Source organism: Bradyrhizobium sp. i1.15.2 (genome assembly GCF_040548425.1).
Lineage (GTDB): Bacteria > Pseudomonadota > Alphaproteobacteria > Rhizobiales > Xanthobacteraceae > Bradyrhizobium > Bradyrhizobium canariense.
Genome location: NZ_JBEPRQ010000001.1, coordinates 1 through 19,429, shown reverse-complemented (window position 1 = coordinate 19,429; position 19,429 = coordinate 1). Strand labels below are relative to the sequence as shown.

Below are 19,429 nucleotides of genomic sequence, written 5' to 3'. Positions count from 1 at the left end.
ATAACGTTTCGGCATGGTTCCCGCCGCGTCCCAAGCCCATCATCACGATCATGCTCATGGCCATTCCCATGATCATTCCCGTGACCACGGGCATTCGCATGGACACGATCACACCCACGCACACATCCATGGTGCGGCCTCTCCGCATCCGGCTCAGGCGGCGCATTGGTCGATCCTGCGCATGACGATGGCCGCCCGCCTCGCGGCCGCGCTCGTGGTCTGCGCCGTGCTCTGGGGCGTGGTCTTCCTGGCGATGAGGTGACCATGGCGGCGCTGCATTTCCACAACGTTACGCTCGGCTATGACCGTCACCCGGCCGTGCACCACCTCAATGGTGAGGTCGCCCCGGGCGCGTTGCTGGCCGTGATCGGCCCGAACGGGGCCGGCAAGTCGACACTGCTGCGCGGCATTGTCGGCATCCTCAGACCACTCGACGGCAGCATCCATCTCGGCGGGCTCGACAGCCGCGATATCGCCTATCTGCCGCAGAGTGCGGAGATCGACCGCAGCTTCCCGATTTCGGTGCTGGACTTCGTTGCCACCGGGCTGTGGCGCGGGACCGGCCTGTTCGGCGGCATCGGCAAGGCGGCGCGCGAAAAGATCCTCCGCGCAATCGCTTCCGTCGGTCTCAACGGTTTCGAAAACCGCCCGATCGGCACACTCTCGGGCGGCCAGATGCAGCGCGTGCTGTTTGCGCGCGTGCTGCTCCAGGACGCGCGGCTGATCGTGCTGGACGAGCCCTTCAACGCCATCGACAGCAAGACCACGGCCGATCTGCTGGCGCTGGTGAAGCACTGGCATGGCGAGGGCCGCACCGTCCTCGCCGCGCTGCACGACATGGAGATGGTGCGCACCCATTTCAGCGAGACGCTGGTGCTGGCGCGCGGGCCCGTGGCGTGGGGCCCGACGGCAGAGGTGCTGACGCCGGAAAACCTTATGGTCGCGATGCGGATGTGCGAAGCCTTCGACGACAGCGCCGCCGCCTGCTCGGCCGATGATGCCCGCTCACGGGCGGCTTGATATCCGATGCTTTATGACGCGCTGATCGACCCGTTCACCGAATTCGAGTTCATGCGACGTGCGCTCGCGGCCGTGATCGCGCTGTCGCTCGCGGGCGCGCCGATCGGCGTGTTCCTGATGTTGCGGCGAATGAGCCTGGTCGGCGACGCCATGGCGCATGCCATCCTCCCCGGCGCCGCTGTCGGTTTCCTACTCTCGGGTCTCAACCTGTTCGCGATGACGGCCGGCGGCCTGATCGCGGGTTTTGCCGTCGCGATCCTCGCAGGCCTCGTCGCACGCTCGACCGGGTTGAAGGAGGATGCCTCGCTCGCGATCTTCTATCTGGCCTCGCTGGCACTGGGCGTGACCATCGTCTCGATCAAGGGCACCAATATCGACCTGCTGCACGTGCTGTTCGGCAATATCCTCGCGATGGACGATCAGACGCTGCTGGTCGTCGCCTTCAACGCCACGGTGACGCTGCTGGTGCTCGCCGTGATCTATCGCCCGCTGGTGATCGAGAGCGTCGATCCCTTGTTCTTGCGCACCGTGAGCCGGGCTGGCGGGCCTGCGCATCTCGCTTTCCTTGCGCTGGTCGTGATCAACCTCGTCAACGGCTTTCAGGCGCTCGGCACGCTGCTCGCGGTCGGCCTGATGATCCTGCCGGCCGGCATCGCGCGGTTCTGGTCGCGCGATCTCACCGTCATGATCTGCATCGCGGTCGTCGCTGCCGCCGTCTCCGGCTATGCAGGTCTTGTGCTGTCGTTCCAGACCCGTGTGCCCTCGGGCCCTGCGATCATTCTGGTGGCGAGCGCGCTCTACACCGTCTCCGTCCTGTTCGGCCGGGTCGGCGGCGTCGTCAGGCAGCTGTTTCCCGGCCGGCATCTGGAAGCGTGACAGCGATGCGGCGCATCCTGCTTTGTGTGCTCTTGCTGATCGCCTCGCCGCTGCACGCTGCGGAGCAGCTGAAGGTCGTTGCGAGCTTCTCGATCCTCGCCGATTTCGTCCGTAATGTCGGCGGCGACCGGATCAATCTGACGACGCTGGTCGGGGCCGACAGCGACGTCCACGTCTACACGCCCGCGCCCAGCGATGCGAAGCGGATCGCGGACGCAAAGCTGGTCATCGTCAACGGCCTTGGTCTCGAGGGCTGGCTGCCGCGCCTCGTGCAGTCCTCCGGATCCAAGGCGCAGGTGATCACCGCGAGCGCCGGCATCGCGCCGCTCAAGCTCGGTTCGGCCGCCGACCCGCATGGCTGGCAGTCCGTTCCCAACGCCAAAATCTACGTCACCGACATCGCCAATGCGCTGGCCGCGGCCGACCCTGATGACGCGGAGCTCTTCCGCGCCCAGGCCAAGGCCTATCTGGAAAAGCTCGAAACGCTGGACCGCGAGGTCCGCGATGCCGTGGCCAAAATCCCGCCCGAGCGGCGCAAGGTGATCTCGACCCATGACGCCTTCGGCTATTTCGCCGCGGCATACGGCGTCCAATTCATCGCGCCGCTCGGCGTCTCCACGGAAACCGAGCCCAGCGCCCGGGACATCGCCACCATCATCGGCCAGATCAAGGCCCAGAAAATCCCAGCCGTGTTCCTGGAAAATATCAGCGACGACCGGCTGATCCGGCGGATCGCGGCGGAGACCGGCTCAAAAGTCGGCGGGACCCTGATTTCGGACGGTTTGACCGGCGAAAAGGGGCCTGCACCCACTTACATTGATATGGTCAGGCACAATATAAAGGCCCTGACCGCCGCGCTTGACCACTAGGGCAGGGGCCACCCCGCCTCGCGTCGCGCGACAAGCCCGAAGTCCGGAGTTGTTATGTCTGAAGCGACCGCCCCAAAAATTCCTGTGACCGTCCTGACCGGCTATCTCGGTGCCGGCAAGACCACGCTGTTGAACCGCATCCTGTCGGAAAACCACGGCAAGAAGTACGCCGTCATCGTCAACGAATTCGGCGAGATCGGCATCGACAACGACCTCATCATCGGCGCCGATGAGGAAGTGTTCGAGATGAACAACGGCTGCATCTGCTGCACCGTGCGTGGCGATCTCGTGCGCATCATGGAAGGCCTGATGAAGCGCAAGGGCAAGTTCGACGCCATCATCGTCGAGACCACCGGTCTTGCCGATCCGGCACCGGTGGCCCAGACCTTCTTCGTCGACGAGGACGTGCAGAAGAACGCGCGTCTCGATGCGGTGGTCACGGTTGCGGACGCAAAATGGCTGTCCGACCGTCTCAAGGACGCGCCCGAGGCCAAGAACCAGATCGCCTTTGCCGACGTCATCGTGCTGAACAAGACCGATCTCGTCACCAAGGGCGAGCTTGCCGAGGTCGAGGCCCGCATCCGTGCCATCAACCCCTATGCGAAGCTGCACCGCACCGAGCGCTGCTCGGTGGCTTTGGCCGACGTGCTCGACCGCGGCGCCTTCGACCTCGATCGCATCCTCGACATCGAGCCGGACTTCCTGAATGCCGATGATCATGACCACGACCATGATCATCATCACCACGGCCACGACCATCATCACGATCATGATCACGGCCACGGCCTGAAGCACTATCACGACGAGGATATGCAATCGCTGTCGCTCAAGACCGACAAGCCGCTCGATCCCAACGTGTTCATGCCCTGGCTCCAGAATCTGGTGCAGGTGGAGGGCGGCAAGATCCTGCGCTCCAAGGGCATCCTCGCCTTCCACGACGACGACGACCGTTACGTCTTCCAGGGCGTCCACATGATGCTGGAGGGCAACCACCAGCGGAAGTGGAAGGACGGCGAGCCGCGCGAGAGCCGCCTCGTCTTCATCGGCCGCGAATTGCCGCAAGATCTCATTCGCCAGGGTTTTGAGAGCTGCATCGTCTCGTGATGAAAGAGTTTACGCCGCCCGCCGATTCCGCCTCGATCGTCTCCGTCACCGAGCGCGTCAAGCCGCTCGCGCTCGGCATGGTCGTGACCTCCGTGCATTTCCTTGGGCCCCGCGCTGCCTTCGTCGGCGGCGAGGAGAATGTCGCGTTCGTGGATGGCCAGGGCGAGATCAGCAAGGTCGCCGTGCACAGCGGCGGCATTCTCTCGGCCGCCTCCGATGGCAAGCGCCTCGTGATGGGCGGCGACGATGGAAAAGTCGTGTCGCTCGACGCCAAGGGCGAGGTGACGCTGCTTGCGAGCGACCCGAAACGGCGCTGGATCGATGCGGTGGCGCTGCATCCGGACGGTGCCTACGCCTGGTCGGCCGGCAAGACCGCTTTCTTCAAGAGCGGCAAGAGCGAGGAGAAGTCGCTTGAGGTGCCCTCAACCGTTGGCGGCCTCGCGTTTGCGCCGAAGGGCCAGCGTCTCGCGATCGCCCATTACAACGGCGCGACGCTGTGGTTTCCCAACATGGCGGGATCGGCCGAATTCCTGCCCTGGGCCGGCTCGCATCTCGGCGTCACCTTCAGCCCGGACAACAAATTCCTGGTCACCACGATGCACGAATCCGCGCTGCACGGGTGGCGGCTTGCCGACAACAGGCACATGCGTATGACCGGCTATCCCGGCCGCGTCCGCTCGATGTCGTGGAGCGCGGGCGGCAAGGCGCTGGCGACCTCGGGCGCCGACACGGTGATCCTGTGGCCGTTTGCCAGCAAGGACGGCCCGATGGGCAAGGAGCCCGCGATGCTCGCGCCGCTCCAGGCGCGCGTGTCGGTCGTCGCATGCCATCCCAGGAACGACATCTTCGCCGCCGGCTATAGCGACGGCACCGTGCTGATGGTGCGTCTGGAGGACGGCGCCGAGATCCTTGTCCGCCGCAATGGCACGCCGCCGGTGGCCGCGCTCGGCTGGAACGCCAAGGGGACGCTGCTGGCGTTCGCCGACGAAAATGGGGATGGCGGGCTGCTGGAGCTTTGATCTGTCATCGTTCCGGCCGTAGATGGGGCCATGCGGTTTCTGACGACCTTCCAGATCGCTGACTTTGCGGACACGCTGGTCAGTCTGTTCACGGCCTTCGTGCTGGGCACGCTGATCGGTGCCGAGCGGCAGTACCGCCAGCGCACCGCGGGCCTGCGTACGAACGTGCTGGTCGCGGTCGGCGCCGCCGCCTTCGTCGATCTCGCCATGCACCTGACCGGCGCCGACGGCGCGGTGCGGGTAATCTCCTACGTCGTCTCGGGCATCGGCTTCCTCGGCGCCGGCGTCATCATGAAGCAGGGCATGGACGTGCGCGGGCTCAATACCGCGGCGACGCTATGGGCTTCAGCCGCGGTCGGCTCCTGCGCGGGCGCCGACATGATTGCCCAGGCGGCGGCGCTGACGGTGTTCGTGATTGCCGGCAACACCATGTTGCGGCCATTGGTCAACGCCATCAACCGCATTCCGCTGAACGAGAAGACCTCCGAGGCGACCTATTACTTCAAGCTCGCGGTCGCACCGGACGCCTTGCCCGACATGCGCGACCGGCTCGTCGAGAAGCTCGAGGGCGCAAAATATCTGGTGGCCGATATCGAAATGGTCGAAACCGGGGATGATTTGATCGAGATCGTGGCAAAGCTGGTCGCGAGCGCCGTCGATCCGAACGAGCTGAATGCGGTGGCGACCGATCTCCAGCACCTGCCCGGCGTCCGCCACGCCACCTGGGAAGTCAGCACCACGGATTGAGCGCGCAGGCGTCGAGTTCCGGCCGTCACGGGCAGGGAACCGCAGACCGGCGATTTCGTTGATCCCCTGGACAAAGGCGGTGATCGACATGCCCGGCCAATATGACAAGCGCAGACTGAAGCTCGACCTGATGGTTGCCTGCTCGCTGTTCGCGGCAGGCGTCGTGGTGTCAGGCATGTCGCTGGCGCAAATCCGCGCCGAGACCCGGATGCAGACGGCCCAGGCGACGCAACCCCTTCAGGGCACGCCGTCCGACGATCAGAACAAGCCCGCGGAAGCCAAGCCCGGCGGCGACCGGCCGACCACGCCCGCCCCAGAGCCGGCGCGACCCGACCCACAGACGCAAGGGGCTGCCGGTGCGGCTAAACCAGCATTGCCGCCAGCGCCAGCCGAGAAGATCGCGCCGCCGATTGAGAGGAAGTAGGCTCCCCTGTCATTCCGGGCTCGCGCCAAGTGGCGCGCCTCGGAATGACGAGCGGAGAGTTGGGTGACGGCTCTCACCGCACCAGAACGTTCCGGAACTGCCACGGATCTGACGTATCGATATCCTCCGGAAACAGTCCCGGACGATCCGTCAGCGGCGTCCAGTCGGTATAAAACCCCTTCACCGGGCCGAGATACGGCAGCTGAATTTCCAGCAGGCGATCGAAATCCATCTCGTCGGCTTCGACGATGCCTTCCTTCGGGTTTTCGAGCGCCCACACCATGCCGCCGAGCACGGCGGAGGTCACTTGCAGGCCAGTGGCGTTCTGGTAGGGCGCGAGCTTGCGGGTCTCTTCGATGGAGAGCTGCGAGCCGTACCAATAGGCATTGTTGTCATGGCCGAACAGCAGCACGCCGAGTTCGTCGATACCGTCGACGATCTCGTTCTCGTCGAGGATGTGGTGCTTCTCCTGCATCTTCGCGGCGCGGCCGAACATTTCATGCAGTGACAGCACGGCATCGTCAGCCGGATGATAGGCATAGTGGCAGGTCGGACGGTACACCGCCGTGCCCGATGCGTCGCGCACGGTGAAATAGTCGGCGATCGAGATCGACTCGTTGTGGGTGACGAGGAAGCCATACTGCGCGCCGCGGGTCGGGCACCAGGTGCGCACGCGCGTGTTGGCGCCGGGCTGCATCAGATAGATGGCAGCGCCACAGCCGGCTTCGTGAGTCCGCGCATTTTCGGGCATCCATTTTTCATGGGTGCCCCAGCCGAGTTCTGATGGCTGCACGCCTTCCGACAGAAAACCTTCCACCGACCAGGTGTTAACGAAGACATCCGGCTCTTTCGGCTTCTTGGAGCGCTGGGTGTCGCGTTCAGCGATGTGGATGCCCTTGATGCCGGCCTGTCGCATCAAGTCCGCCCATTCGGCTTTGGTTTTCGGCTTGGGGGCATTGAGCTTCAGATCGGCGGCGACATTGAGCAGCGCCTGCTTCACGAAAAACGAGACCATGCCGGGATTGGCGCCACAGCAGGAGACCGCCGTCGTCGAGCCTGCGGGGCGCGCCTTCTTGGCAGCCAGCGTCGCTTCGCGAAGGGCGTAATTGGAGCGCGCTTCCGGGCCTTTCGAGGAGTCGAAATAGAAGCCGAGCCAGGGCTCGTTGACGGTGTCGATATAGAGAGCGCCGAGCTCGTTGCAGAGCTCCATGATGTCGGTGGAACCGGTATCGACCGAGAGATTGACGCAAAAGCCCTGGCCGCCGCCTTCGGTGAGCAGCGGGGTCAGCAACTCGCGATAATTGTCCCTGGTCACGGCCTTCTGGATGAAACGCACATTGTGCTTCTCGCAATGCGCCTTGCGGCCCTCGTCCTTGGGATCGATCACGGTGACGCGCGACTTGTCGTAATCGAGATGCCGCTCGATCAGCGGCAACGTGCCTTTCCCGATGGAGCCGAAGCCGACCATGACGATGGGACCAGTGATCTTCGCGTAGATCTGCGAGGGGTGGCTCATGGGATGGTTTCTCCGGAACGTGCTGGCGAACAAATGGTGAGGGGGGATCAGGCGCTACGGCGCTTGGCGGTGACTTCGATCTCGACCTTCATCTCGGGCTTGGCGAGGCCGCTGACGACCAGCAAGGTCGCGGCCGGCCTGATGTCACCGAGAACCTCGCCGCAGACGGCGAAATGGGCATCGATATAGCTGGCGTCGGTGACGTAATAGGTCGCGCGGACGATATCGGCCATCTCGAATCCGCCCTCCTGCAGGGCGGCTTCGATGGTCTTGAAGCAGTTGCGTGACTGGCTCGTGACATCGGCCGGCATGGCCATCGTCGTGTAGTCATAGCCGGTGGTGCCCGCGACAAAGGCGAACTCGCCGTCGATCACGGCGCGGCTGTAGCCGACGGTCTTCTCAAGCGGAGAGCCGGTGGAGATCAGGCGACGGGACATGGTCTTGGGCCTCGACTGAAGGGGGCGTTTGGCGGGTTAAAGGGCGTTTCTCAGGCCCGCGCAACCCTAAAGCAAAGGGTCGCGCGAGCATCTCCGCTCGCCGCGGCTTTGGTCATCGCGATCATGGCAATCCCTTACGCCGCGCGCGCCTCGAGGCCGCGAACTACCCTCCGTTTGGGTAGGGCCGCGCCAGTCGGGACGATCATCCCGGCGGCGCCATCCAGCGCACCCGCTTCGAATTCGATCGCCAGCAGGCGGTCGCGCTCGAACGGACCGGGCAGCGACAGCTCGCCGGTGTTGGCGGCTGAGAAGCCGAAGCGGGCGTAATAAGGGGCATCGCCAAGCAGGATCACGGCGGCATGCCCGCGCGCCCGGGCGGCAGCCAGCGCTTGTTGCATCAGCGCGGCGCCGATCCCGAGCTCGCGGCAAGCAGGGTCCACCGCCAGCGGTCCGAGGACCAGAGCGGGCCTGCCTCCGGCGCTGACGTGCCACAGCCGCACGGTTCCCACGAGCTTCCCCTCGCGCATCGCGGCCAGCGCAAGGCCGGCTGCGGGTGCGCGTCCGTCGCGCAGGCGCTGGCAGGTGCGGCCATGGCGGTTATCGCCAAAGGACGCATCGAGCAGCGCTTCACGCATCGCAACGTCGCCAGCACGCTCCGCACGGATCGCGAACGGAGCGGCTTTCGAGGTGGGGTCAACCTGTGTCTTCCGAAGAGCAGTCATGGCGCGTCAGTCCCCGCTTGAAGCCGACGTGCGCAAAGCACGCCGGTCCAAGGCGTCGTCAGAAATCGAAATGTCAGGGAGGGAGCCGGCAAGCCGGCTCCCGGGTTCGTCAGGCCTCGGACGAGAGGCGGATCAGATGTGGTAGGTCTTCAGCGGCGGGATGCCGTTGAACGCCACCGCCGAGTAGGTCGACGTATAGGCCCCGGTGCCTTCGATCAGCAGCTTGTCGCCGATCTCGAGCGTCACCGGAAGCGGATACGGGTTCTTCTCGTACAGCACGTCGGCGCTGTCGCAGGTTGGCCCAGCGAGCACGCACGGTGTCATGTCCGCACCGTCATGCGGGGTGCGGATGGCGTAACGGATCGACTCGTCCATGGTCTCGGCGAGACCGCCGAACTTGCCGATGTCCAGATAGACCCAGCGCACCTCGTCCTCGTCGCTCTTCTTCGAGATGAGCACGACCTCGGATTCGATGATGCCGGCGTTGCCCACCATGCCGCGGCCCGGCTCGATGATGGTCTCCGGAATCTGGTTGCCGAAGTGCTTGCGCAGCGCGCGGAAGATCGAGCGCCCGTAGGTGACCACCGGCGGCACGTCCTTCAGGTACTTGGTCGGGAAACCGCCGCCCATGTTGACCATGGTCAGGTTGATGCCGCGCTCGGCGCAGTCGCGGAACACCTGCGAGGCCATCGCCAGCGCACGGTCCCACGCCTTCACCTTGCGCTGCTGCGAGCCGACATGGAAGGAGATGCCGCACGGCTCCAGGCCCAGACGCTTGGCAACGTCGAGCACGTCGACGGCCATCTCTGGATCGCAGCCGAACTTGCGCGACAGCGGCCATTCGGCGCCGGCGCAGTCATAGAGGATGCGGCAGAACACCTTTGCGCCGGGAGCGGCACGGGCGACCTTCTCGACTTCGGCGGCGCAATCGACCGCGAACAGCCGAATGCCGAGCGCGAAGGCACGCGCGATGTCGCGCTCCTTCTTGATCGTGTTGCCGAAGGAGATGCGGTCGGGCGTCGCACCGGCGGCCAACGCCATCTCGATCTCGGCGACCGTGGCGGTGTCGAAGCAGGAGCCCATGGAGGCGAGCAAAGCCAGCACTTCCGGCGCCGGGTTCGCCTTGACGGCATAGAACACGCGGCTGTCGGGCAGCGCCTTGGCAAAGGTCTGGTAATTGTCGCGCACGACTTCGAGGTCGACCACGAGGCACGGTTCGGTGTCGAGGCCCTCGCTGCGGCGGTTGCGCAGGAATTCCTGGATACGGTCGGTCATAGCACTCTCCCAAACGGCCCAGCGACGGGGATCCGTTCAAAAAATGACGTCGGATAAGAGCGCTCCGGCCAGATCGCGCGATGGAGGCGCGACGAGCCAAAGACTCAGATCAGACTGTGCTGCCGTGGATTGGTTGGGAATGTTCCCGCCCGCACACCTGGCAATGAAGGACAAGCCTTTTCAGTAGCCCGCGCCGGCGTTGGACTGCCGGTAGAGACCAAAAAAGCCCGATCCGTCGTTGCTTTAAGTCGCGTCCCCCGTTGAGAGCGGGGTGCGCCGGTTCGCCTCCGGCTGCCAGTCACGGTTGCAAAGAGCAAAGTCACCTTCGACAAGGCATCTCTTTGAGAGAGATGCTGGACGCTCCGGGTTTGCTTTCGTCTTCCGGCTATGAGCCTTCCGACTTCCACACTTCCGAAGAGCCCCTCGGCTTCTTCACCCCTTGGCGGCTGTCCGGCCTCTTGTCCGGATACCTACCGACTGACACACGACCACAGGCACGTGCGAAATTGGGCAATCCGCACATAAGTGTTTTGACTCTGCTTCGCAAGAGATTTTTTAGCCTGCGAACAGAATTGCCTAACATCTGCTTGCGCAGTGTTGCGCGAGCGACGCGGAAGATGAACGCGCGTTAAGTTTTCTGTGCGGCGCGCGTCACTCGCGCGCGTGCGCGCTTCAGCCGCGCTTCGTGAACGGCTCGACGCGCTGAGCGGCGCGGATGAAGGCAGTCATGACGAGCACGCCGAGCGCGAACAGCGCGGCCTGAAGGATGTGCGTGCCCTGCTCGCCCAGCCCGAACAGGATCGCGAGCGCCCAGCCGCCGGCAAACGCCGCGCCGAACACCTCGGCGCCGATCAGGATGGCGGCGCTGATGACGGTGATGACGCTCGGCCAGACGATCCGACGGGAAGACGAGGAAGTCGCGTTCATGAGCTCAGGGGTCCTAGGCTTTGAAGGGCCGCAATCTCCCCGAAAAGGCAGCCGGGAGCAAGGGCAAATGGCCCAAAAAAGCCCCATCGCGTGCTATAGCTGGCCGCAACAATCGAGCCACAAATCGGGACTTGTAATGTCAGAAACCCGCCAAACTACGGACTCCGAGACCAACCCGCTGCTGAAGGCCTGGGTGACGCCATTTGCGACCCCGCCCTTCGACGAGATCAGGCCGGAGCACTTCCTCCCGGCCTTCGAGCAGGCCTTCGCGGACCACTCCGCCGAGATCGCTGCGATCACCAACGACCCGACTGCGCCCGACTTCGCCAACACCATCACGGCGCTGGAGCGCTCGGGCAAGCTGCTCAGCAAGGTTGCGTCAGTCTTTTACGACCTCGTCTCGGCGCATTCCAACCCGGCCATCCTGGAGATCGACAAGGAGGTTTCCTTGCGGATGGCGCGGCACTGGAATCCCATCATGATGAACGCCGTGCTGTTTGGCCGCATCGCCCAGCTGCACGAGAACCGCGCCAATCTCGGTCTGACACCGGAACAGCTCCGCCTGCTCGAGCGTACCTACACCCGCTTCCACCGTTCCGGCGCCGGCCTTTCCGAAGAGGCAAAGACGCGGATGGCAGAGATCAACGAGAGACTCGCCCAGCTCGGCACCAGCTTCAGTCATCATCTGCTCGGCGACGAGCAGGAATGGTTCATGGAGCTCGGCGAAGCCGACCGCCAGGGCCTGCCGGAGAGTTTTGTCGCCAGCGCCAAGGCTGCGGCAGAAGAACGCGGCATGGCCGGCAAGGCCATCGTCACGCTGTCGCGCTCCTCGGTGGAACAGTTCCTGAAGAGCTCGGCCCGGCGTGACCTGCGGGAGAAGGTCTACAAGGCTTTCACCGCGCGGGGCGACAACGGCAATGCCAACGACAACAACGCGACCATCGTCGAGGTCCTGAAGCTGCGCGAGGAGAGCGCCAATCTCCTGGGCTATCCGACTTTCGCGGCCTACCGGCTCGAGGATTCCATGGCCAAGACGCCGGAAGCGGTGCGCGGCCTTCTGGAGCGGGTCTGGAAACCGGCGCGGGCGCGGGCCCTCGCCGACCGCGACGACATGCAGGCGCTGATCACGGAGGAGGGTGGCAATTTCAAGCTCGCCCCCTGGGACTGGCGCTTCTATGCCGAAAAGCTCCGCCTTCAGCGCGCCAATTTCGACGACGCCGCGATCAAGCCGTATCTGGCGCTCGATCACATGATCGCCGCCGCCTTCGACTGTGCCACGCGCCTGTTCGGCGTCACCTTCGAGGAGCGCAAGAACGTGCCGGTCTGGCATCCGGACGTCCGGGTTTGGGAGATGAAGGGGCAGGACGGCAAGCACAAGGCGCTGTTCTATGGCGACTACTTCGCCCGGCCGTCGAAGCGCTCCGGCGCCTGGATGACCTCGCTGCGCGACCAGCAGAAGCTCGACGGCGAGGTCGCACCCCTGATCCTCAACATCTGCAACTTCTCAAAGGGCGCGGATGGGGAACCCTCGCTGCTGTCACCGGACGACGCCCGCACCCTGTTCCACGAGTTCGGCCACGGCCTGCACGGCATGCTCTCCAACGTGACCTATCCGTCGCTGTCGGGCACCTCCGTGTTCACCGATTTCGTCGAGTTGCCGTCGCAGCTCTACGAGCACTGGCAGGAGCGGCCCGAGGTGCTGCAGCAATTCGCCCGCCACTACCAGACCGGCGAGCCGCTGCCGGACGATCTGCTGCAACGGTTCCTGGCCGCGCGAAAATTCAACCAGGGTTTTGCCACCGTCGAGTTCGTCTCCTCGGCGCTGATCGATCTTGAATTCCACACCCAGCCGGCCTCCGCCGCGCAGGATGTCCGCGCCTTCGAGAGACGCGAGCTGGAAAAAATCGGCATGCCCGAGGAGATCTCGCTGCGTCACCGTCCCACGCAATTCGGTCACATCTTCACCGGCGATCACTATGCCGCCGGCTATTACAGCTACATGTGGTCGGAGGTGATGGATGCCGACGCCTTCGGCGCGTTCGAGGAAGCCGGCGACATCTTCGATCCCGCCGTCGCAAAACGCCTGCATGACGACATCTACTCGAGCGGCGGATCGGTCGATCCGGAAGCCGCCTATGAGGCCTTCCGCGGCCGCCCGCCGGAGCCCGACGCGCTCTTGCGTCGCCGCGGCCTGCTCGACGCTCCGAAGGCGGCCTGATGGGCATGCGGGCCCTGTTGGGGCTGCTGCTCGGTGTCGCCCTGTCGCTCGCGGCAGGCGCGGCGCGGGCGCATCCGCATGTCTGGATCACTGCGACCAGCGAGTTGCTCTATGCCGCGGACGGCAGCATCACCGGCGTGCGCCACGCCTGGACGTTTGACGACATGTTCTCGGCCTATGCGGTGCAGGGGCTCGAGAGCAAGACCAAGGGCGCCTACACCCGCGAGGAGCTGGGGCCGCTGGCGCAGACCAATGTCGAGTCGCTGAAGGAATATGCCTACTTCACCTTCGCGCGAGCCGACGGCAAGAAGGAGCGATTCCAGGAGCCGGTCGACTACTTCCTCGACTACAAGGATACTGTCCTGACCCTGCACTTCACGCTACCGCTGAAGAACCCCCTCAAGCCCAGGCAATTGGTGCTCGAAGTGTTCGACCGTTCCTTCTTCATCGACTTCCAGATGGCCAAGGACAACCCGGTCAAGCTGGTCGGCGCGCCCGCCGGCTGCCAGATGAAGCTCGATCGTCCCAGCGACGGCACCGCGACCGCGCAGAAGCTCAACGAGCAGACTTTCATGAGCGGCGAGAACACCAATTTCGGCATGATGTTCGCCAACAAGATCACGGTGGATTGCCCGTGAAGCGGCAACGCACGCCCATGGCACGCGGGCTCGCTGTCTGCGCCGGCGTTCTTCTCGTCGTGGGCGTGACCGATGCGGCGCTCCACGATCTCCTCGCGCAGAACCCGTTCGGCGCGCCGCGTTCGCCACAAGCTGCCCAGCCCGAGGCCGGCGGCTTGATCGGCTGGCTGTTGGCAAAACAGTCGGAATTCTATCGGCAGATGTCGGCGACCATCCGCGCCGCGAAGTCCGATGGCTCCGCGGTGTGGACGCTGCTGTTCATTTCCTTTGCCTATGGCATTTTCCACGCGGCCGGCCCGGGCCACGGCAAGGCGGTGATCGCCTCCTATCTCGTCGCCAATCGCGAGACCGCCCGGCGGGGCATCGCGCTGTCGTTTGCCTCGGCGTTGATGCAGTCGCTGGTAGCGATCCTGATGGTCGGCATCTCGGCCTGGGTGCTGAATGCGACCGCCAAGACTATGTGCAAGGCGGAGGGCGTGATCGAGATCGCGAGCTACGCGTTGATCGCGCTGTTCGGTCTGCGCCTGGTCTGGGTCAAGGGCCGCACCTTCATCCGCGCGCTCCAGGTGGTCCAGCCGGTGCCGGCGATCGCGGGCGTGCCGCATGACCATGATCAAGACCATCACCATGCGCACGCCCATCATCACCACCAGCATGACCACGTCCATGACGAGCATTGCGGCCATTCCCACGGCCCCACCCCGAGCGAACTCGGCGGCCCGGGTGGCTGGGGACGCGGCTTTGCCGCGATCCTGACCGTCGGCATCCGTCCCTGTTCGGGCGCGATCCTGGTGCTGGTGTTCGCGCTGGCCCAAGGCCTGTTCTGGGCCGGCATCGCCGCGACCTTGCTGATGGGGCTCGGCACCGCGATCACCGTCGCGGCCATTGCGGTGGTCGCCGTCTCCGCCAAGGACATCGCCGCCCGCCTGAGCGCCGGACGCGACGGCAGCGGCGCACTGTTCATGCGCGGCATCGAATTCGCCGCCGCCGGCCTCGTGCTGCTGTTCGGCGCAGGCCTGTTGTTGGGTTACGTCGCGGCCGAACGGACGACGTGTTTTTGAGCGGCAGGTGTTGTAGCCCGGATGGAGCGAAGCGCAATCCGGGACAGTGCCGCCGTGGAGGGGACCCCGGATTACGCTTCGCTCCATCCGGGCTACGGTTTCACGAACTCACACCGGCAGAAACTGCTTCAACGCCGGCATGAAGAATATCCCGAGATTGATCGCAAAGCCGATGCTCCAGAGGATCGAGCGCAGCGTCGGGCGGTTGCCGAGATAGGTCAGCACATAGGCGATCCGCACGATCAGGAACAGCACCGCGAGCTCGTCGATCAGGCGCTGCGGCGAATCCCTGTATTCGGCCAGCAGCACCGCAAAGGCGAAGAACGGAAAGGTCTCGATACCATTCTGGTGGGCGCCGAGCGCGCGCTGCGCGATGGCGTCTTCGTAGAAGGCGGGATCGCGCGGGCGTGAATTGTCGAACCCGCGAAACCTGATCCATTTGACCGAGACGATCGTCACCAAATAGAGCAGCAATGCTCCGAAGACGCACCATTCCGCGAGTGTCATCTTTCCTCCCCCGCCTCGGTGCGACCCTAGCGAAACCGGCCTGATCTTGACAAGCTCGGGGCAACGCGCGACCCAACGAGGCATGACAACCCTAGCCCCTCTCAAGACCGCGATGCCGGCCACGCAGCCCGCCCCCTCGCGCGTCGGCGTGCTCCTGGTCAATCTCGGCACGCCCGATACCGCCGACGCGCGCGGCGTGCGGGTCTATCTGAAGGAGTTCCTCTCGGACGCCCGTGTCATCGAGGATCAGGGCTTGATCTGGAAGCTGGTGCTGAACGGCATCATCCTGCGCACCCGCCCCCGCGCCAAGGCGCGCGACTATCTCAAGATCTGGAACACCGAGAAGAACGAGTCGCCGCTCAAGACCATCACGCGCTCGCAGAGCGACAAGCTCGGAGCCATGCTGTCGGACCGCGAGCAGGTGACGGTGGAATGGGCGATGCGCTACGGTAACCCCTCGATCAAGTCGGGCGTCGATGCGCTGATTGCGAAGGGCTGCGATCGCATTCTTGCCGTACCCCTCTATCCGCAATATTCGGCTGCGACGTCGGCCACCGTCTGCGACGAGGTGTTTCGCGTGCTTGCGCGGCTGCGCGCGCAGCCGACGCTGCGGGTGACGCCGCCTTATTACGAGGACGAAGCCTATATCGAGGCGCTCGCCACCTCGGTCGAGACGCATCTGGCGAGCCTGCCGTTCAAGCCGGAGCTGATCGTCGCCTCCTTCCACGGCATGCCGAAGGCTTATGTCGACAAGGGCGATCCCTATCAGGACCAATGCGTGGCCACGACGGAGGCGCTGCGCCGCCGGCTGGGGATGGACGAGACAAAGTTGCTGCTGACCTTCCAGTCGCGCTTCGGATTCGACGAGTGGCTGCAGCCCTACACCGACAAGACCATGGAGCGTCTGGCGAAAGAGGGCGTGCGCCGCATCGCGGTGATCACGCCGGGTTTTTCCGCCGACTGCCTCGAGACGCTGGAGGAGATCGCGCAGGAGAATGCCGAGATCTTCGAGCACAATGGTGGCGAGCAGTTTTCCGCGATCCCCTGCCTCAACGACAGCAACCCCGGCATGGATGTGATCCGAACGCTGGTGCTGCGCGAACTCCAGGGCTGGATAGAGTGAGCCTGGATCCGAGGAGCGCCCCATGAACCGCCGCGAGGTTCTGGCGCTTCTTGGGGTGGCCGCTGCGCTGCCGGCCTCAGTGCTGGCGCAGCAGCCGACGCGCCGGCTCGGCGTGCTCTCGGTCACGGCGGCCGACGATGCGATCGGGCAGACGCGTAGCGCGGTCCTGGTCCAGGCGCTTGCCGGCCATGGCTGGAAGGAGCGCGACAACCTCAAGACCGATTGGCGCAACGGCGGCGGCGACCGCGCACGGATCGCGCAATTCGCTGACGAACTCGTGGCGCTCAAGCCCGACATCCTGCTTGCGGTCGGTACGCCCTCGCTCGAGGAGCTGCGCCGGCGCACGACGACGATCCCGATCGTTTTCGCCGTCGTCACCGATCCGGTCAGCCAGGGCTTTGTCCAGAATCTCGCCCATCCCGGCGGCAATGTCACCGGCTTCACCGATTACGACGGCCCGCTGGCCGGAAAATGGCTCGAGATGCTGACGCAGGTCGTGCCAAGACCGTCCCGTATCTTCGTGGTCTACAATCCCGCCACCGCGCCGTTCGCGCCGCTGATGCTGGGTACGATCGAGGACGCTGGCCGCGCGCTCGATGTGACGGTGGAGCCGGCGCCGATCCATGACACGGCCTCGATCGTCGCCCTGGCTTCGCGGAAAGACGGCGGCCTGCTGGTGCTGCCGGACTTCTTCACCATGTCCAACCGTGCGCTTCTGCTGGCGGCCATCAATGAAGCGCGCGTGCCGGCGGTGTTCTGGAGCCGTACCTTCGTCGACGAGGGTGGCTTGATGTCCTACAGCACCGACAGCGCCGAGCAGCTCCGCCGCGCCGCCTCCTATATCGATCGCATCCTGAAGGGGGCGCGGGCGGCCGACCTGCCGGTCCAAAATCCAACCACGTTCGAGCTGGCGATCAACTTGAAGACGGCCAGGGCGATCGGCGTCACGCTTTCGCCAAGCCTGCTCGCAACCGCGAACGAAGTCATCGAGTAGGATTTGGCTGCGACCGCCGGCATGGCCGGATTCGTTAACGTCGTCGCTAGGTCCGTGCCTGCACGCTTTCAAGAGCGCCTCGCAAATACATAATCGCGACCATTCCCTCTCCCGGCGTCTTGTGTAGAATCCTGCCGATGCCGAAATCATCTACGACCGCTGAACACTGGATACGCTTTACTGAACCCTTGGGGTCGTGATCCCGACCAATGACAGCGCGGAAAAGGGCCTTTTCCGACAATCTTTTCCGCCTTGGAGGAAATATGAGCGGTTTCGACATTTTCGCGATTGTCCTGGTTTTGCTCGTCATCGTCACGCTGGTGGCCGGCGTAAAGACGGTGCCGCAGGGCTATGACTGGACCATCGAGCGGTTCGGCAAATACACCCAGACGCTGAGCCCCGGGCTCAATCTGATCGTGCCCTATTTCGATCGCGTCGGACGCAAGATCAACATGATGGAGCAGGTGATCGACATTCCCGAGCAAGAGGTGATCACCAAGGACAACGCCACCGTGACGGTCGACGGCGTCGCCTTCTTTCAGGTGTTCGACGCCGCCAAGGCGAGCTACGAGGTCTCAAACCTGACCCAAGCCGTCACCGTGCTGACCATGACTAACATCCGTTCGGTGATGGGGTCGATGGATCTCGACCAGGTGTTGTCGCATCGCGACGAAATCAACGAGCGCCTGCTGCGTGTGGTCGATGCCGCCGTCTCGCCCTGGGGCCTCAAGGTCAATCGTATCGAGATCAAGGACATCGTGCCGCCGGCGGACCTCGTCGAAGCCATGGGCCGACAGATGAAGGCCGAGCGCGTCAAACGCGCCGACATCCTTCAGGCTGAAGGTGCACGCCAGTCCGAGATCCTGCGCGCCGAGGGTGCCAAGCAGGGCCAAATTCTCCAGGCAGAAGGTCGCCGCGAGGCCGCCTTCCGCGACGCCGAAGCACGCGAGCGGTCGGCGGAAGCTGAGGCCAAGGCGACGCAGATGGTCAGTGAAGCCATCGCCAAGGGCGACGTCGCGGCGCTGAACTATTTTATCGCCGACAAGTATATCAAGGCGTTCGGGCAACTGGCTGAATCGCCGAACCAGAAGGTCATCATGCTTCCGGTCGAAGCCATGAGCATGCTGGGCTCGCTCGCCGGCATCGGCGAGATTGCAAAGGCAACGTTCGGTGAAAGCGCGGCGTCCGCGGCCGCTGCCGCCCGCCGCGGCTCGGTGCCGACGACCGGCAGCACGCCACCCGCGGTGCCGCCGCGTCAGGGGTAAAGCGCATGCCCCGGAAAAGTGGACACCGGTTTTCCGACAAGGGCATGCGTCATTTCAAAGAGGTCGTGTCATGACCGACATGTTCGTATCGCTCGGCACCTGGAACTGGCTGATCTTCGGCTTCATCCTGATGGCGCTGGAGGTGCTGGCGCCCGGAGTCTTCCTGTTCTGGCTCGGGCTCGCCGCGTTGCTGGTCGGCCTGATCTCGTTCGGAGTGGCGATATCCTGGCAGATCCAGCTCGTGATGTTCGCGATCTTCGCCGCAGCGGCCGTGCCGGTGTGGCGCCGCCTCGCCCGGCCGAAGCCGGATGCAATTGCCGCCAGTCCCTTCCTCAACAAGCGCGCGGACGCGTTGCTCGGCCGCGAGTTCACGCTGGAGAAGCCGATCGTTGACGGCAACGGCACCATGCGTATCGGCGACACGGTCTGGCGCGTCGCAGGCCCCGATACGCCGGCGGGCACGCGTGTGAAGGTGGTGCAAGTGGATGGCGCGAATCTGACGGTGGCGGCGGCGTAGCTGTTGCCTCCCCGTCATTGCGAGCGAAGCGAAGCAATCCAGACTGCCTCTGCGGAAAAATTCTGAGCCTCCCCTAAATCGGTGGACACCTATAGCTTAGACAGCAAGAGGTGTCAGATGACGAAACGGCAGCGACGTTCTTATTCGGACGAGTACAAGCGGCAGGCAGT

General features: G+C 64.5%; 21 protein-coding genes. 15 read left to right on the top strand and 6 right to left on the bottom strand.

Annotated elements, in window-relative coordinates; translation table 11 throughout:
• The first annotated feature begins 13 nt into the window (after positions 1–13).
• From ABIB80_RS00105 to ABIB80_RS00070, 8 genes are all read left to right on the top strand, one after another.
• Complete coding sequence (locus tag ABIB80_RS00105; RefSeq protein WP_354126809.1) at positions 14–262, top strand: hypothetical protein; 249 nt, start codon at positions 14–16, stop codon at positions 260–262.
• A 2-nt stretch (positions 263–264) separates the two neighbouring features.
• Positions 265–1,020, top strand: a complete 756-nt coding sequence (locus ABIB80_RS00100; protein WP_007597191.1) for a metal ABC transporter ATP-binding protein — start codon at positions 265–267, stop codon at positions 1,018–1,020.
• A 6-nt stretch (positions 1,021–1,026) separates the two neighbouring features.
• Positions 1,027–1,896 (top strand): metal ABC transporter permease, encoded by an 870-nt coding sequence (locus ABIB80_RS00095; RefSeq protein ID WP_354126808.1) that lies wholly within the window; start codon positions 1,027–1,029, stop codon positions 1,894–1,896.
• 5 nt (positions 1,897–1,901) lie between these two features.
• Positions 1,902–2,765 (top strand): metal ABC transporter solute-binding protein, Zn/Mn family, encoded by an 864-nt coding sequence (locus tag ABIB80_RS00090; protein ID WP_354126807.1) that lies wholly within the window; start codon positions 1,902–1,904, stop codon positions 2,763–2,765.
• Between the two features lie 54 nt (positions 2,766–2,819).
• Entirely contained in the window at positions 2,820–3,869 is a 1,050-nt protein-coding gene (locus ABIB80_RS00085; protein WP_007597188.1) for a CobW family GTP-binding protein, read from the top strand.
• On the top strand, positions 3,869–4,888 hold the full coding sequence (locus ABIB80_RS00080) for a WD40 repeat domain-containing protein (RefSeq protein ID WP_354127098.1): 1,020 nt from the start codon (positions 3,869–3,871) through the stop codon (positions 4,886–4,888). Before ABIB80_RS00085 ends, ABIB80_RS00080 begins: the two co-directional genes overlap by 1 nt.
• A 30-nt stretch (positions 4,889–4,918) precedes the next feature.
• Positions 4,919–5,635 (top strand): MgtC/SapB family protein, encoded by a 717-nt coding sequence (locus ABIB80_RS00075; protein WP_219680356.1) that lies wholly within the window; start codon positions 4,919–4,921, stop codon positions 5,633–5,635.
• 88 nt (positions 5,636–5,723) lie between these two features.
• Complete coding sequence (locus ABIB80_RS00070) at positions 5,724–6,059, top strand: hypothetical protein (protein ID WP_007597175.1); 336 nt, start codon at positions 5,724–5,726, stop codon at positions 6,057–6,059.
• Between the two features lie 73 nt (positions 6,060–6,132).
• On the opposite strand, the gene ABIB80_RS00065 is transcribed toward ABIB80_RS00070, so the two are convergent.
• The 5 genes from ABIB80_RS00065 to ABIB80_RS00045 all read right to left on the bottom strand — a co-directional run bounded on the left by ABIB80_RS00065 (position 6,133) and on the right by ABIB80_RS00045 (position 10,936).
• Complete coding sequence (locus tag ABIB80_RS00065) at positions 6,133–7,575, bottom strand: homospermidine synthase (RefSeq protein WP_354126806.1); 1,443 nt, start codon at positions 7,573–7,575, stop codon at positions 6,133–6,135.
• Positions 7,576–7,622: 47 nt separating this feature from the next.
• Positions 7,623–8,012, bottom strand: a complete 390-nt coding sequence (locus tag ABIB80_RS00060; protein WP_354126805.1) for a RidA family protein — start codon at positions 8,010–8,012, stop codon at positions 7,623–7,625.
• Positions 8,013–8,146: 134 nt separating this feature from the next.
• On the bottom strand, positions 8,147–8,734 hold the full coding sequence (locus ABIB80_RS00055; protein ID WP_354126804.1) for a GNAT family N-acetyltransferase: 588 nt from the start codon (positions 8,732–8,734) through the stop codon (positions 8,147–8,149).
• A 132-nt stretch (positions 8,735–8,866) separates the two neighbouring features.
• A complete protein-coding gene (locus ABIB80_RS00050; RefSeq protein WP_018453321.1) occupies positions 8,867–10,009 on the bottom strand; it encodes a type III PLP-dependent enzyme in 1,143 nt (380 codons plus the stop codon).
• A gap of 672 nt (positions 10,010–10,681) precedes the next feature.
• Entirely contained in the window at positions 10,682–10,936 is a 255-nt protein-coding gene (locus ABIB80_RS00045; protein ID WP_007597166.1) for a hypothetical protein, read from the bottom strand.
• 136 nt (positions 10,937–11,072) lie between these two features.
• Between ABIB80_RS00045 and ABIB80_RS00040 the strand changes: the two genes are divergently transcribed.
• Genes ABIB80_RS00040 through ABIB80_RS00030 form a run of 3 tightly spaced genes read left to right on the top strand, consistent with a single transcriptional unit; the run spans position 11,073 to position 14,853 of the window.
• The gene (locus tag ABIB80_RS00040) at positions 11,073–13,154 is read left to right on the top strand and encodes a M3 family metallopeptidase (RefSeq protein WP_354126803.1); all 2,082 of its coding nucleotides are present in this window, start codon (positions 11,073–11,075) and stop codon (positions 13,152–13,154) included.
• Positions 13,154–13,792: a DUF1007 family protein gene (locus tag ABIB80_RS00035; RefSeq protein ID WP_354126802.1), complete on the top strand. Its 639-nt coding sequence runs from the start codon at positions 13,154–13,156 to the stop codon at positions 13,790–13,792. The genes ABIB80_RS00040 and ABIB80_RS00035 overlap by 1 nt, the downstream gene beginning before the upstream one ends.
• 17 nt (positions 13,793–13,809) lie before the next feature.
• On the top strand, positions 13,810–14,853 hold the full coding sequence (locus ABIB80_RS00030) for a nickel/cobalt transporter (protein ID WP_502918723.1): 1,044 nt from the start codon (positions 13,810–13,812) through the stop codon (positions 14,851–14,853).
• 108 nt (positions 14,854–14,961) lie between these two features.
• Here the strand turns inward: ABIB80_RS00030 and ABIB80_RS00025 are convergent, their stop codons facing one another.
• Positions 14,962–15,360: an MAPEG family protein gene (locus ABIB80_RS00025; protein WP_219680341.1), complete on the bottom strand. Its 399-nt coding sequence runs from the start codon at positions 15,358–15,360 to the stop codon at positions 14,962–14,964.
• An 82-nt stretch (positions 15,361–15,442) separates the two neighbouring features.
• On the opposite strand from ABIB80_RS00025, the gene hemH reads away from it, so the two are divergent.
• The 4 genes from hemH (at position 15,443) to ABIB80_RS00005 (ending at position 19,259) form a co-directional block, all read left to right on the top strand.
• The gene (hemH, locus tag ABIB80_RS00020; RefSeq protein ID WP_219680338.1) at positions 15,443–16,483 is read left to right on the top strand and encodes a ferrochelatase; all 1,041 of its coding nucleotides are present in this window, start codon (positions 15,443–15,445) and stop codon (positions 16,481–16,483) included.
• Positions 16,484–16,505: 22 nt separating this feature from the next.
• Positions 16,506–17,477 carry an ABC transporter substrate-binding protein gene (locus tag ABIB80_RS00015; RefSeq protein WP_354126800.1) on the top strand — a complete coding sequence of 324 codons (972 nt, stop codon included), beginning with the start codon at positions 16,506–16,508 and terminating at the stop codon, positions 17,475–17,477.
• A gap of 263 nt (positions 17,478–17,740) precedes the next feature.
• Entirely contained in the window at positions 17,741–18,742 is a 1,002-nt protein-coding gene (locus tag ABIB80_RS00010) for an SPFH domain-containing protein (protein ID WP_219680333.1), read from the top strand.
• Positions 18,743–18,812: 70 nt separating this feature from the next.
• Positions 18,813–19,259, top strand: coding sequence for an NfeD family protein (locus ABIB80_RS00005; protein ID WP_007597152.1), 447 nt, complete (start codon positions 18,813–18,815; stop codon positions 19,257–19,259).
• Positions 19,260–19,429: the final 170 nt, after the last annotated feature.

What these genes read in the sequence shown, in the direction of transcription:
- ABIB80_RS00040 (WP_354126803.1), top strand. Translation starts at nt 11,073, where the DNA reads ATGTCAGAAACCCGCCAAACTACGGACTCCGAGACCAACCCGCTGCTG.
- ABIB80_RS00100 (WP_007597191.1), top strand. Translation starts at nt 265, where the DNA reads ATGGCGGCGCTGCATTTCCACAACGTTACGCTCGGCTATGACCGTCAC.
- ABIB80_RS00070 (WP_007597175.1), top strand. Translation starts at nt 5,724, where the DNA reads ATGCCCGGCCAATATGACAAGCGCAGACTGAAGCTCGACCTGATGGTT.
- ABIB80_RS00080 (WP_354127098.1), top strand. Translation starts at nt 3,869, where the DNA reads ATGAAAGAGTTTACGCCGCCCGCCGATTCCGCCTCGATCGTCTCCGTC.
- ABIB80_RS00050 (WP_018453321.1), bottom strand. Translation starts at nt 10,009, where the DNA reads ATGACCGACCGTATCCAGGAATTCCTGCGCAACCGCCGCAGCGAGGGC.
- ABIB80_RS00065 (WP_354126806.1), bottom strand. Translation starts at nt 7,575, where the DNA reads ATGAGCCACCCCTCGCAGATCTACGCGAAGATCACTGGTCCCATCGTC.
- ABIB80_RS00055 (WP_354126804.1), bottom strand. Translation starts at nt 8,734, where the DNA reads ATGACTGCTCTTCGGAAGACACAGGTTGACCCCACCTCGAAAGCCGCT.
- ABIB80_RS00035 (WP_354126802.1), top strand. Translation starts at nt 13,154, where the DNA reads ATGGGCATGCGGGCCCTGTTGGGGCTGCTGCTCGGTGTCGCCCTGTCG.
- ABIB80_RS00015 (WP_354126800.1), top strand. Translation starts at nt 16,506, where the DNA reads ATGAACCGCCGCGAGGTTCTGGCGCTTCTTGGGGTGGCCGCTGCGCTG.
- ABIB80_RS00045 (WP_007597166.1), bottom strand. Translation starts at nt 10,936, where the DNA reads ATGAACGCGACTTCCTCGTCTTCCCGTCGGATCGTCTGGCCGAGCGTC.
- ABIB80_RS00085 (WP_007597188.1), top strand. Translation starts at nt 2,820, where the DNA reads ATGTCTGAAGCGACCGCCCCAAAAATTCCTGTGACCGTCCTGACCGGC.
- ABIB80_RS00060 (WP_354126805.1), bottom strand. Translation starts at nt 8,012, where the DNA reads ATGTCCCGTCGCCTGATCTCCACCGGCTCTCCGCTTGAGAAGACCGTC.
- ABIB80_RS00075 (WP_219680356.1), top strand. Translation starts at nt 4,919, where the DNA reads ATGCGGTTTCTGACGACCTTCCAGATCGCTGACTTTGCGGACACGCTG.
- hemH (WP_219680338.1), top strand. Translation starts at nt 15,443, where the DNA reads ATGACAACCCTAGCCCCTCTCAAGACCGCGATGCCGGCCACGCAGCCC.
- ABIB80_RS00025 (WP_219680341.1), bottom strand. Translation starts at nt 15,360, where the DNA reads ATGACACTCGCGGAATGGTGCGTCTTCGGAGCATTGCTGCTCTATTTG.
- ABIB80_RS00090 (WP_354126807.1), top strand. Translation starts at nt 1,902, where the DNA reads ATGCGGCGCATCCTGCTTTGTGTGCTCTTGCTGATCGCCTCGCCGCTG.
- ABIB80_RS00005 (WP_007597152.1), top strand. Translation starts at nt 18,813, where the DNA reads ATGACCGACATGTTCGTATCGCTCGGCACCTGGAACTGGCTGATCTTC.
- ABIB80_RS00095 (WP_354126808.1), top strand. Translation starts at nt 1,027, where the DNA reads ATGCTTTATGACGCGCTGATCGACCCGTTCACCGAATTCGAGTTCATG.
- ABIB80_RS00030 (WP_502918723.1), top strand. Translation starts at nt 13,810, where the DNA reads ATGGCACGCGGGCTCGCTGTCTGCGCCGGCGTTCTTCTCGTCGTGGGC.
- ABIB80_RS00105 (WP_354126809.1), top strand. Translation starts at nt 14, where the DNA reads ATGGTTCCCGCCGCGTCCCAAGCCCATCATCACGATCATGCTCATGGC.
- ABIB80_RS00010 (WP_219680333.1), top strand. Translation starts at nt 17,741, where the DNA reads ATGAGCGGTTTCGACATTTTCGCGATTGTCCTGGTTTTGCTCGTCATC.